The 12,911-nt window shown below is 71.7% G+C and carries 10 protein-coding genes; 7 read left to right on the forward strand and 3 right to left on the reverse strand.

Features of this window, described 5'->3' with window-relative positions; genetic code table 11:
• Positions 1-246: 246 nt before the first annotated feature.
• The 3 genes from ACWIHT_RS22055 to ACWIHT_RS22065 all read left to right on the forward strand — a co-directional run bounded on the left by ACWIHT_RS22055 (position 247) and on the right by ACWIHT_RS22065 (position 3,771).
• A complete protein-coding gene (locus ACWIHT_RS22055; RefSeq protein WP_456169859.1) occupies positions 247-1,092 on the forward strand; it encodes a glycerophosphodiester phosphodiesterase in 846 nt (281 codons plus the stop codon).
• A 230-nt stretch (positions 1,093-1,322) separates the two neighbouring features.
• Complete coding sequence (locus ACWIHT_RS22060) at positions 1,323-1,880, forward strand: ATP-binding protein (RefSeq protein ID WP_456169861.1); 558 nt, start codon at positions 1,323-1,325, stop codon at positions 1,878-1,880.
• A gap of 925 nt (positions 1,881-2,805) precedes the next feature.
• A complete protein-coding gene (locus tag ACWIHT_RS22065; RefSeq protein ID WP_456169862.1) occupies positions 2,806-3,771 on the forward strand; it encodes a DUF5926 family protein in 966 nt (321 codons plus the stop codon).
• Between the two features lie 244 nt (positions 3,772-4,015).
• Here the strand turns inward: ACWIHT_RS22065 and ACWIHT_RS22070 are convergent, their stop codons facing one another.
• Positions 4,016-4,585: a hypothetical protein gene (locus ACWIHT_RS22070; protein ID WP_456169863.1), complete on the reverse strand. Its 570-nt coding sequence runs from the start codon at positions 4,583-4,585 to the stop codon at positions 4,016-4,018.
• Between the two features lie 56 nt (positions 4,586-4,641).
• A complete protein-coding gene (locus tag ACWIHT_RS22075; protein ID WP_200709335.1) occupies positions 4,642-5,307 on the reverse strand; it encodes a bifunctional DNA primase/polymerase in 666 nt (221 codons plus the stop codon).
• 459 nt (positions 5,308-5,766) lie between these two features.
• On the opposite strand from ACWIHT_RS22075, the gene ACWIHT_RS22080 reads away from it, so the two are divergent.
• From ACWIHT_RS22080 to ACWIHT_RS22095, 4 genes are all read left to right on the forward strand, one after another.
• Entirely contained in the window at positions 5,767-7,320 is a 1,554-nt protein-coding gene (locus tag ACWIHT_RS22080) for a SpoIIE family protein phosphatase (protein ID WP_456169864.1), read from the forward strand.
• A gap of 93 nt (positions 7,321-7,413) precedes the next feature.
• The gene (locus ACWIHT_RS22085) at positions 7,414-8,880 is read left to right on the forward strand and encodes an aminopeptidase P family protein (protein ID WP_456169865.1); all 1,467 of its coding nucleotides are present in this window, start codon (positions 7,414-7,416) and stop codon (positions 8,878-8,880) included.
• A gap of 95 nt (positions 8,881-8,975) precedes the next feature.
• On the forward strand, positions 8,976-10,349 hold the full coding sequence (gene pdxR / locus ACWIHT_RS22090; protein WP_456169866.1) for a MocR-like pyridoxine biosynthesis transcription factor PdxR: 1,374 nt from the start codon (positions 8,976-8,978) through the stop codon (positions 10,347-10,349).
• Between the two features lie 107 nt (positions 10,350-10,456).
• Positions 10,457-11,683, forward strand: coding sequence for an MFS transporter (locus tag ACWIHT_RS22095; RefSeq protein WP_456169867.1), 1,227 nt, complete (start codon positions 10,457-10,459; stop codon positions 11,681-11,683).
• Positions 11,684-12,073: 390 nt separating this feature from the next.
• Here ACWIHT_RS22095 and ACWIHT_RS22100 read toward each other — a convergent pair whose 3' ends face one another.
• Positions 12,074-12,907, reverse strand: a complete 834-nt coding sequence (locus tag ACWIHT_RS22100; RefSeq protein ID WP_456169868.1) for a triphosphoribosyl-dephospho-CoA synthase — start codon at positions 12,905-12,907, stop codon at positions 12,074-12,076.
• Between the last annotated feature and the right edge of the window lie 4 nt (positions 12,908-12,911).

The following is a 12,911-nucleotide window of genomic DNA, read 5'->3' on the forward strand; positions in this document are numbered from 1 at the left end:
CGGTCCACGGCTGTTGTTCTCGGAAGCATGCGGTCACACTCGTTCACGCTTGTCGACGGTCCGGCGCGAAACAGCTGTGCTGGTGCTTTTGTATGCCGTCAGCTTTTCCCACCGGACGTCAGGGCACCATAAGCGGTGCCTGTGGGTTCATGGCGATCCTTTATAAGTGGCCATCAGCACCAAAAAGCCGCATATCTACGCCTTCTCGGTTCCACGTGTACCCCTTTGCGGTGGCACCATGACGCGGTGACCCACGCACGGCAGCACCGGATCCAAGTCGTCGCCCACCGCGGAGCCTCCGAAGAGGCCCCCGAACACACCCTCGCCGCCTACAAGAAGGCGATCGAGGACGGCGCGGACGCGCTTGAGTGCGATGTACGACTGACCGCCGACGGCCATCTCGTCTGCGTCCACGACCGACGCGTCAACCGTACGTCGAACGGACGCGGAGCGGTCTCGGCACTGGAACTCGCCGATCTGGCCGCCCTCGACTTCGGCTCCTGGAAGGGCCGCGACCTGTCCCGCGACTCCTGGCGGACCCGGGACGAGGAGCCGGACTGGGAGCACCTTCCGGAGGACCGCGCGGACACCTCCGTACTCACCCTGGAACGGCTGCTCGAACTCGTCGCGGACGCGGGCCGGCGGGTGGAGCTGGCCATCGAGACGAAGCATCCGACGCGCTGGGCGGGGCAGGTCGAGGAACGGCTGCTGGTGCTCCTGAAGCGGTTCGGGCTCGACGCCCCGGCCTCCGCCGCGGACTCCCCGGTACGGGTCATGAGTTTCTCGGCGCGATCGTTGCACCGGGTGCGGGCGGCCTCCCCGACGCTGCCGACGGTCTACCTGTTGCAGTTCCTCTCACCCCGCCTCAGGGATGGTCGACTTCCGGCCGGTGTCCGGATCGCAGGCCCCTCGATCCGGATCGTGCGTAATCACCCTGCGTATATCGAGCGGCTGAAAAACGCCGGTCATCGGGTGCATGTGTGGACCGTCAACGAGCCCGAGGATGTCGATCTCTGCGTTGACCTGGGCATTGACGCCATCATCACCAACCGGCCGCGGGCTGTTCTGAGCCAGCTCGGTAGGGAACGTTAAAGAACCTCATAAAGACCGCCAAACACCCCTTGACCCGGGCACCTCACCTGCACCATCCTCCGAACTCGGCCACACCATCGAAAACAAGCCACCCGATTACGGGGAGTGCTCCGGCGCGTTCGGTCCGTGTTCGATCGTTGCGAATGCGTCACTGAACGTGGATTGGCCGGTTTCCGGTACAGGCCAAGGGGGCATCCACACCGTGGCGTGGGGCGAAGGAGGTCTCGGGGGTGGCGTTGGTGGTGGCACAGGAAGTGCCCACGTCGTCGAGCATGGCCGTGACCCATGGCCCTGCGGGCGTGGGGCAGGCAAGACATCGCATGCGCGACCAGTTGCGCACGGGCGGTGTGTCGGAATCGGTCATCGACGATGCCGTACTGATCCTTTCCGAACTTCTGAGCAATGCGTGCAAGCACGGCCGGCCCCTGGGCGACGCCCTGGCCGGTGACGGCGACGTCCGCTGCGCCTGGCGCGTGGACACGGGCGGACGGCTCACCGTCGAGGTGACGGACGGCGGCGGCCCGACCCGCCCGGCCCCGGCCACCCCGTCGGTCACGGCACACGGCGGACGCGGCCTGAACATCATCACCGCACTGGCCGACGACTGGGGCGTACGCGACGACACCCGGGGCGAGGTCACGGTATGGGTCGTCGTCCACGAGGCCGTCCACGATCCGGACGCCGCACACCGCCACGAGGACTTCGCTACGCGCGTCACGGCCCCGACCCCGACCGTCTCCACGGGTCCCCGGCTGGGCTTCACGGACACGTACGACGACTTGGACTGACGGGCGGTCGCTGCGACGGCTTGGACCGGGGCGCGTCCGCTGCGACGGCTTGGCTTGGCACGTTCGTTGCGGCGGCTTGGTCCGAGGCGCATCCTCTGCGATGGCTTGGACTGACATGTTCGTTGCGACGGCTTGGACCGAGGCGTCCGCTACGACGGCTTGGACTCATGTCCGACACGGCGACTGGGACTGACGTCCGCCGCGCCAACTTGATCTGGCACGTCCGCTACGACGGCTTGGACCGACGTGCGCCGCGACCATTCGAACCGGCACGTCCGCCACCACGGCTCGGACCGACCTCCCCCACGACAACTCGAACTGGCACGTCCGCCACGACGACCTGGGCCGAGGCGTCCGCCGACGACCTGGATGACCTGCCCGTCACGACGGACCGGACTGCCCCGTCCCCTTCGACGCCCCGGACCGACCCGTCCGCCACCACGCCCCGGACCGGCCTACCCCCTTCGATGCCCCGGACCGACCCACCCATCCGCTTCGACAGCCGGGCCGACCCAGCGTCCACCGACGACCTGGATCGACTCGTCCACAACGACGCCCCGGACCGCCCGTCCCCTTCGACGGCCCGGACGAACCCATCTGTCCGCTTCGACGGCCGAAACGACCCACCGACCGCCGACGACCCGGACCAACCCGCCCCCCTTCGACGGCCTGGACTCACCCACCCGTCCACCGACGCCCCAGATTGACTCATCCACCACAACCCAGCCCGCCCCGTCCCCGCAGAACCCACCCGTCCGTCCACAGGCGTCGCGTCGTCCACAGGAGGCCCGTGTCATCGGGTTTTCCACAGGTGGGTTCGCCGTCGACCCGTGTCGCCTGGTTGTCCACAGGCTCCCGTCGGTCATGGCGTGAACGGCTAGGCTCCCGCCCGTACGAGACGAGCCGTAACCGGGAGACACCCACGATGGCCAAGAAGCGACCCCAGACCACGGCCAAGCGGCCTCAGCTCAGCGACGCGGAGGTCCCGGTGGTCGGTGCCCGCGAGCCCTGCCCCTGTGGCAGTGGCCGCCGCTACAAGGCGTGCCACGGCCGGGCCGCCGCGCACGCGGTGACCGAGCTGGTGCAGCGGCCCTTCGAGGGGCTGCCCGGCGAGGGCGACTGGGTGGCGCTGCGCGAGCTGGTGCCGGCCGCCACGGTCGCGCTGCCGCTGAAGGGCGGTCTCCCCGAAGGGGTTCCGTCGGTCACGCTGGCCACGGTGCTGCCGATGGCCTGGCCGGCCCTGCGCCGGGACGACGGCTCGGTGCTGCTCGGCCTACAGAACGACACGGCGTCCGGCGACATCAGCCGCGACCTCGCCGACACCCTCCAGCGCGCCCTGGTCGCGGACCCGGGCACTCCGGTGCAGTCCCGCCGCGCCCCGGCCGACGGCCCGCGGCTCCAGGAACTGCTCGACCCTGAAGGCGCGTTCGAGCCAGTTGTCCACACGGGGTTCGAATTCTGGGTTCCGGAGGCGGAGAACGCGTCGCCCGAGGTGACCGCCTCCCTGGAGCGCGCCAACGCCGCCGCCATCCCGACCGTGAAACTCCAGGGCGTGGACGCCGCGTACTGGTGCGAGACGCCGGACAAGAACCACCTGCGCTGGGTGATGCCGTACCCGGAGGAGCAGCTTCTGGACGCTCTCGCCCGGCTGCACGCGGCCGGCCGCTCCGGTCTCGGTGAGGGCACCCGGCTCGTGGGGTCCTTCCGTGCTCACGGTCTCACCGTGCCCGTGTGGGACCTGCCGAGCGGGTTCGGCGCGGACGACGTGGAGAAGCCGGCCGCCGAGTTCGCCGAGCGCCTGACCGCCGCGCTGGCCACGGACACCCCGCTCACCGCGGACGAGCGCCGCGCGCGCGGCGGCCTCACCAATCGGCAGGTCACGCTGAGCTGACACCCGGAAGGGCGCAGGGGTTCGACTGACCGACCGGTCAGTCGCAACAGGCCTGTTCACTTCGGTGACTCCTGTCACAACTCCCCGTTGTGAAAGGCAAGTCGGTGTCCGAATAGCCGAGATCGAATTTGCGAACCGCCGATCTCTTGTTACCGTTCGAGTAGCCCGGTTGCTGGTGCATCCCCCGTCGCCAGCAACCGGGTCTTTTCCTGCCCGGCCCGCGTGTACGGAACGACGTCGTCCGTCAACTCGCCGTAGGCGCCGAGGAGTTGCTCCCCGAGCGCAGCAACAGCGGCCCGCGCCCGCCCGGCCCCGCGGCGAACTCCGCGACAGCTGTGTAGGCCGCCGGACCGCCCCGTGTGTGCTCCCGGGGCGTCTCGCACAGCGAGGGCTCGTCCTCGGCGCTCACGGCGCAGTGCATCTGCACGGTGCGGTCCGCCGGCCCCATGAGGCTCAGCACCGCGTCCAGGTCGTCGCCGGTCGCGTTCCGGTAGTAGGTGCGCGCCCAGGTCTCCTCGCCCTGCGTCATGACACAGGTCTGCGCCTCGATGCCGTCGGGGGTGGAGAGTTCGGGTCCGCAGCGGGCCGCGGTGGCCAGCCCCAGGCCGAGGGTCAGCGGGGAGCGGGTGGCCGCCGGCGAGGGCGCGGCGGACGGCGCCTTCCGGTCATCGTCCCGATCGTCGTCGGAGGAGTGGACCAGGGAGCGTACGACTGCGTGACCCTCGTCGCGTACGGGTCCCGCGGACGCCACGGCCAGCGGCAGCGCGACCGCGCACACCGCGACGCCCGCGAGGGCGAGCAGACGAAGGTTCATGGTTCGGAAGATAACGACCAATCACGGGCGCCACGGTCCGCGCGCGCCCGACACCCCTACAACTCGGGGGCGCTCACACCCGTACGAGTGAGGGCCTCGACCACGGCGTCCACCACGGCCTCGACATCGGGGACCCAGGGCGAGGAGGAGCCGGGCAGTGGTGCGCGCTCCCAGCGGATCTGGCCCTGGCCGGTCTCGGAGGGCGGCAGGGCGAGATAGCCGCCCTCGCCGTGGAAGCGGAGCGAGCCGGGGACGTGGTCCTTGGCGTAGAGCAGCTCGCCCAACTGCTCCAGGGAGTACGGCTTGACGAGCAGCGACCAGCGGGTGGGCGCGGCGACGACCGGGCCCAGGCGCATGCCCTGGAGGTCGAGCGCGGCCAGGGCCCGGGCGGCCGCGGGTGCGGGCAGGCTGACCGCGCAGGGAGCCTTGTCGCCGGTGGCGAGGACGATGGGCGCGGCGGGGCGGTTGCCCCACCACCAGCGCACCATGCGGGCGTCGGTGGTGGCCGCGAGGAGGCCGGGGTCGAAGGGGTGGGCACCGGGCACCGTGCATTCAGGGTCCGGACAGCCGCAGCGGGCCCGTCCCTGGGGATCGGGTGCCACGCCCGGGAGTACGGGCCATTGCCATTCAGTGGCGAAGGTCAGGGCCGCGCTGAGCATCTCAGACCTCCTGTTGTCTCGCCTGGACAGGAGCCTGCGTCGCTTTCCGAGGATCTCGCGCATGAGCGCTCGTTCCTTTCCGTTGCACCGCTGGCAACACCGAGGACCACATCACACTATGTGTCGATCACTTCACTGTGCGTACCTGTTGGCGCATCACACCCCTGCGTGAAGCAAGGGGAACCCGTGCGTGCTTGAAAAGCATCGGCGTGGCGTGGGGGTGGCGAAGTCTGGCGTTTTGCCGTCCCGCGTATTTCTCTCCGCCTCCGCCACGGGAGGATGGGGCACGATCGTCGGTGGTTAAGACGCCCGGGTCCCTCACCAGGTTCCGGGCGGCCCCCGCCACCCCTGGTCTTCTCCGAGTACGTACCCATCACGACCGCTGTGACGCTCCGTCGAGCAAACCCAGTCGACCTCAATGGACCGTCCCCTGATGCAGTTTTAAGCCAACTTTGCCAATCCGCAAGGGGAGAGCGAAATGCCCCCGCGAAACCCATGGACACCAGGAATCCCAGCAGGACAATGCTGGACATCCCCTCACGAGTGCGTGTACATGTGGAGACACTGCCAGCGGCGCAGAATGACATGGGGGTTTGCGATGCTTTTGAGCAATACGCACCGGTCGGAAAGCCGGACGCCATGAACGCCCCTCACCCTCCGAAAGTGGCTGGAATCGATTCAACGGTTCCCTCGCCCGCACACACTGTCGCGCCCGCGCCTGCCGCCACCGGTACCCCTCCGGCCCCTTCCCCGAACGTCCAGAATCCGCCGGATACCGCTCCGAACGCGCCAAGTGCCCTGCTCCAGGACCGTCTCGCCGGCTGGGTCTCCGACCTCACGACCCTCCACGAACTCACGGAACGACTGGCACGCACGGACGCACTCGCGGACGCACTCCAGGAACTGCTGCGCGCCGGAGCCGCCCTGGTGGGCGCCCGCCGCGGACTCGTCGTCCTGGAACCCGGCGACGGCCTCGGCCCCGACACCACCATCGGCCTGGGCCTGGACCGCTCCGACCTCGGCCACATCGAGACCGTCCCGCGCGGGGCGATGTCCTACGGCCAGCTCCTCGACAGTCCTGCCGGCGCTCCCGGCGGCGAGCGCGGCGAGATCGTCCACGCCGACCTCTTCGCCGAGGACGGCCTCGACCCGCGCCACCGCGAGGTCGCCGTACGCCTGGGGTACGCGGCGAGCTACGCGCTGCCCCTGGCGACCGACGCGGCCGGGCGCCTGGGTGCCGCCGTGTGGCTGTACGACGAGCCCGCCGAGCCGGTCGAGCGGCAGCGCCATCTGGTCGGGCTGTACGCGCGGTACGCCACCGAGCACCTGGCCCGGGTCCTAGAAGTCGAGCGCACGCGCGCGTGCGTGGCGACCATCGCCGAGGAGCTGCTGCCGTCCCGGCTCCCCCGCGTGGCCGGTGTGCAGCTCGCCGCGCTGCACCGCACGGGTCCGCGCGGCGGCGGCGACTGGTACGACGCGCTGCCGCTCCCGGACGCCGCGCTCGGCCTCGCCGTCGGCTCGGTGACCGGTTCCGGGCCGAGCGCGATCGCCGCGATGGGTCGTCTGAGGGCCTCCCTGCGGGCGTACGCGGTGATGGAGGGCGAGGACCCGGTCGCGGTCCTGTCCGACCTGGAACTGCTCCTGCGGCTCACCGAGCCCGCCCGTTCGGCCACCGCCCTGTTCGCCTACTGCGAGCCCGCGCTGCGCAAGATCACCCTGGCCGGGGCAGGCCACAGTCCACCGCTCCTGGTCGGCGAGCGGCGCACGGAGTTCGTGGAGACCTCCGTGTCCGCGCCGCTCGGCATGCTGGCCTGCTGGGAGGCGCCGAGCGTGGAGCTGGAGGCGGAGCCCGGTGAGACGGTCCTGCTCTACACGGACGGGCTGCTGCACCGTACCGGCGACCCCATGGACCGCGCCTTCGCCCGTCTGCACTCGGCGGCGGCGAGCGTCCCCAAGGCGCTGCGCGCCGACCCGGCCGCGATCGCCGACCACGTGCTGCGGACCGTACTGCCGGACGGCCTCGACACGGCCGACAGCGACGAGGACGTCGTCCTCCTGGCGGCCCGTTTCGAGTAGTCGCCCGGAAGCCATGTGTAACAGGCCATACGGCCCTGGACCCCCTTCCGTACGACCGTACGATGGACGGGGTCCAGTGCCGTATCTAGGAGGATGACCGTGGCCGACGAGCTCACCCCGGAGACCCCGGAGACTGAGTCTGAGGAGCCGATCGAGAAGCGGAAGAACGGCCTGTACCCGGGCGTCTCCGACGAGTTGGCCGACAGCATGAAGTCCGGCTGGGCCGACACCGAGCTGCACGATCTGCGGCCCGTCGAGCAGGCCGAGCACACCGCCCGCCGCCGCGCCGCGCTCTCCGCGCGCTTCCCGGGCGAGCGCCTGGTGATCCCCGCGGGCAACCTGAAGACCCGTTCGAACGACACCGAGTACCCCTTCCGGGCGTCGGTCGAGTACGCGTACCTGACGGGCAGCCTCACCGAGGACGGCGTCCTCGTCCTGGAGCCCACCACCGAGGGCCACAAGGCGACGATCTACCTCCTGCCGCGCTCCGACCGCGAGAACGGCGAGTTCTGGCTCTCCGGCCAGGGCGAGCTGTGGGTCGGCCGCCGCCACTCGCTGACCGAGTCCGAGGCGCTCTACGGCATCCCCGCCGCCGACGTCCGCGAACTGGCCGAGGCGCTCCGCGAGGCCACCGGCCCGGTGCGCGTCGTCCGCGGCCACGACGCCGGCATCGAGACCGCGCTGACCGACAAGGTCACCGCCGAGCGCGACGAGGAACTGCGGGTCTTCCTCTCCGAGGCCCGCCTGGTCAAGGACGAGTTCGAGATCGCCGAGCTCCAGAAGGCCGTCGACTCGACGGTCCGCGGCTTCGAGGACGTCGTCAAGGTCCTCGACAGGGCCGAGGCGACCAGCGAGCGCTACATCGAGGGCACGTTCTTCCTCCGCGCCCGCGTCGAGGGCAACGACGTCGGCTACGGCTCGATCTGCGCCGCGGGCCCGCACGCCACCACCCTGCACTGGGTGCGCAACGACGGCCCGGTCCGCTCCGGCGACCTGCTCCTCCTCGACGCCGGCGTCGAGACGCACACCCTGTACACCGCCGACGTCACCCGCACGCTCCCCATCAACGGCCGCTTCACCGAGCTCCAGAAGCAGGTCTACGACGCCGTGTACGAGGCCCAGGAGGCCGGTATCGCGGCGGTGCAGCCGGGCGGCAAGTACCGCGACTTCCACGACGCCGCGCAGCGCGTGCTGGCCGAGAAGATCGTCGAGTGGGGCCTTGTCGAGGGTCCCGTGGAGCGCGTCCTGGAGCTGGGCCTCCAGCGCCGCTGGACGCTGCACGGCACCGGCCACATGCTCGGCATGGACGTCCACGACTGCGCCGCCGCGCGCACCGAGACGTACGTCGAGGGCACACTGGAGCCCGGCATGGTCCTCACGGTGGAGCCCGGCCTGTACTTCCAGGCGGACGACCTGACCGTCCCCGAGGAGTACCGCGGCATCGGCGTCCGCATCGAGGACGACATCCTCGTCACCGAGGACGGCAACCGGAACCTCTCCGACGAGCTGCCCCGCACCTCGACCGAGGTCGAGAGCTGGATGGCGTCCCTCAAGGGCTGATACAAGACTGATGGCCGGGTACCGGTGCGGTGCCCGGCCATTGGTGTGCCCGGAGGGGCCTTTTTCATGAACGTGCCTAGGGGGAGGGCTTTTTCGTGAACGACTTCTGGTCCGGTGTCGGGGTCGACCTGCATCTGGAACCCGACCCGGAGGGCGGCCGGCGCGCCGGTCTCGAACGCGCGCTCCGGGACGCCGTACGCGACGGCCGGCTGGCCCCCGGAACCCGCCTCCCGGCCACCAGACGCCTCGCGACCGAACTCGGCGTCTCCCGGGGCACCGCGAAGGCGGCCTACGACCAGCTCGTCGCCGAGGGCTATCTGACCGCGCGCCAGGGCTCGGGCACCCAGGTCGCGCTGCTGCCCTCCGTCGACACGGAGGCACCGGGGGCTGCGGCACGCGCGCGTGTACCCCGTTTCGACCTGCGGCCCGGCAGCCCGGACGTCGGCGCGTTCCCGGCGGCGGCCTGGCTGCGCGCGCTGCGCCGCGCCATCGCGACGGCACCCTCCTTGGCGTACGACTACGGCGACCCGCGCGGTCGCCTCGAACTGCGCACCGCGCTCTCGGGCTACCTGGGGCGGGCGCGCGGGGTGATCGCGCCCCCGGAGCGGATCGTGATCACCTCCGGGTATGTGCAGGGGCTCGCGCTCCTCACGCGCGTGCTCGACGGTTCCCGGGTGGCCATGGAGGATCCCGGACTGCCCTTCCACAGGGAGGTGGTCCGGCACAACGGCGGCACCGTGGTCCCCGTAGGGGTCGACGAACGGGGCGCCCGCGCCGAGGAGTTGGGGGACGCGGCGGCCGTGGTGCTGACCCCGGCCCACCAGTACCCGACCGGCGTCACCCTGCACCCCGAGCGCAGACGGGCACTCACCGACTGGGCACGCGCGCGTGGGGCACTGATCGTCGAGGACGACTACGACGGGGAGTTCCGCTACGACCGGCAGCCCGTGGGCGCGCTCCAGGGGATGGCGCCGGGACAGGTCGCGTACCTGGGCACCGCGTCCAAGACGCTCGGGCCCGCGCTGCGGCTCGGCTGGATGGTGCTGCCGCCCCACCTGGTCGACGCGGTCGCCGACGCCAAGCTGCACAGCGACCACCACACGGAGACCATCGGCCAGCTGGCCCTCGCCGAACTGATCGACAGCCATGCCTACGACCGGCACGTGCGCGCGTGCCGGCTGCGCTACCGGCGCCGCCGCGACCAGCTGCTCGACCGGCTGGGGGCGCGCGGCGGCGTGCGCGGGATCGCGGCCGGGCTGCACGCGCTGGTGGAGGTCGACGACGAGGAAGCCGTAGTGGCACGGGCCGAGAAGGAGGGGCTCGCGGTCGGGCGGCTCGGCGAGCACTGGCACACGGCGGGGGAGGGCGAGGGGCGCCCGCAGGGCCTGGTCGTGGGGTACGGGACGCCCCGGGAGCGGGTGTATCCGGAGGCGCTGGAGGCGTTGGGTCGAGTGCTGGACGGGGCCTGAATCACCTGAACCCGAATCACCTGAACCTGAATTACCTGAATTGGACCAACAAATGGAAGGGCTATTGGGTCTCAGCAGAGACCCAATGAGCTTCTAACGTCGTAGGCATGACGAACTCGCTCGTCCCGCCCGCGGGCCCGCAACGCACCCTCGCGCTGGCCCAGTTGACCAACTCCGTCGGTGACGGCGCCTACTACGTGACCTCGGCGCTGTACTTCACCCACGTCGTCGGGCTCGCCCCCGCGCGCGTGGGCCTCGGACTCACCCTCGCGTGGGCCGTCGGTTCGCTGGTAGGCGTGCCGCTGGGGCGGCTGGCCGACCGGCGCGGGCCGCGCGGTACGGCGGTGCTGCTGGCGCTGGCGACCGGGCTCGCGGTGGCGTCCTTCCTCGTCGTACGGGGATTCGTGCCGTTCGTGCTCGCCGCGTGCGCCTACGCCTCGGCGCAGTCGGGGCTCGCGGCGGCCCGGCAGGCGCTGCTGGCGGGGCTGGTGTCCGCCGGGGAGCGGACCGGGCTGCTGGCCCATCTCCAGTCGACGCTGAACGCCGGTCTCTCGGTGGGCGCGGGCCTCGGCGGGCTGGCGCTGCGGGCGGGGACGCGGCCGGCGTACCTCGGGGTGTTCGCGCTGGACGCGATGAGCTTCCTGGTGTGCGCGGGGTTGCTGCTGCGGCTGCCGTCGGTACCGGGCGTTCAGGTGCGGAAGTCGGGCGGTCTCGGTGTCCTGCGCGACCGCCCGTACGTCGTCGTCACACTCCTCAACACCGTGCTGCTGCTGCGGATGCCGTTGCTCAGCCTCGGGCTGCCGCTGTGGATCGCCGAGCGGACCGACGCGCCGACCTGGCTGGTCTCCGCGCTGTTCGTGCTCAACACCGGTGCGGTGATGGTCTTCCAGGTGCGGACGGCACGCGGGGTCACGGGGCTCGCGTCGGCCACGCGCGTGGTGCGGCGTTCGGGGTGGGTGATGCTGGCGGCCTGCGCGGCGTTCGCGCTGTCGGCGGGCGCGTCGCCGTGGGTGGCGGCGGGGGCGCTGGTGGTGGGGGCGGTGCTCCAAGTGGCCGCCGAGATGGGGCAGTCGGCGGGTTCCTGGCAACTGTCCTTCGCGCTGGCGCCCGCCGACCAGGTGGGCGAGTACCAGGGGTTCTTCGGAACCGGCGTGACCGTGGCCCGGACGATGGGCCCCCTGGTGCTGACGTCCCTCCTCCTGGAGTGGGGCACACCGGGCTGGCTCCTGCTGGGCGGCGCGACGGTGGCGGCGTCCTACGCGATGGGACCGGCGGCACGGCGGGCGACCGGTGCGGGTGGAGTGACGGTCAGGCAGCCGGAGTTGGTGAGCTGACCGGAGACGGGTCCCAGACGGCCGCGTCGGCCGACCGATCGGCCGAGCAGCGGCAGCGGCAGCGGGGCAACGGCCCGTGCGCGGTACGGCCTGGCGGACCATGCCGATGAATTCACCGCGCGTTTCGGGACGGACCGCGGTCGGCGGCGGGCTGAACCTCCTCGGGACGGCTACCGCCGGTGGCGGCGTCGTACGCGATGGGACCGGCGGCACGGCGGGCGGCCGGTGCGGGTGAAGTGACCGTCAGACAGCCGGAGTTGGTGAGCTGACCGGAGACGGGTCCCAGACGCCGCGTCGGCCGACCGATCGGCTGCCGCCGGTGGCGGGCCACACACACCGGAACCACCCGCCGCTGCCAGCGGGCCGCACGCCCCGGCCCCTCGTGGCGGATCAGCCGGTCCGCGCCAGTGAGGCGACCGGCAGTGAGTCCAGGAACAGTGCTCCCGCCAGGAGTCCCGCGCTTCCGCGGGGGCTCCACGCGCGCGCGTGGAGGTCGGTGTCGAAGGCGGCCAGGGCCTGCGCGCCCGCCTCCGTGGCCGTGCCGCCCGCCTCCAGGACGCCGCGGGCGCCCGCCTGGACATGGCGCAGGCCCAACGGGCCCGCGGTGTGCAGGAGTTCGGTGTCCTGGAGGGTGGACATCACGGTGAGGAGGGCGTCCAGGCGGGCCTGGGTCTCCGTGGCGCCGGCCGCGCGGGTGGTGGCCAGGGTGTCCAACGCCCTGCGTACGTGCGGAAATCCGGCCCTTGCCTCGCCCCGGGCGCCGGCCGCACCGTACTTGACGGAGATCGACGAACCCCGGGAGGGGCGCCTGGGGGCGCCCTTGTCGTTGAACGCGGCCATCTTCCTGGTGTTCGCCGTGATGTCGGGGGCCTGGGCGCCGGGGTCCAGGGCGACCGCGGCGACCAGGAAGCCGAGGGCCCACAGGGCACCCTTGTGGCCGCCTCCGGCCAGGCCGACCGAGTGCTCGGTGCACCGGCCGATCGCGCCCAGTTCCGCCCGCAGCGCCGGCGTGGCCTCGCCGGCACGGCGGGCGGCGGCGGCCATCGCCGCGAGGCCGGGCTCCAGCGCCCTGGCCGACCAGCGCAGGCTGTCGTGCTCCCGGCGCGTGCTGCGGGCGTCCAGGTCACGCGGGTCGGGCAGGCCCGGCTTGGGAGCCAGCGCCAGTTGCCCGGTGAGCGCGGCCACGGCGGCCCGTGCCAGCGCGTCGTCCTCGCGGCTTGTCATGTCC

It is taken from the genome of Streptomyces sp. NPDC002276 (assembly GCF_053891435.1).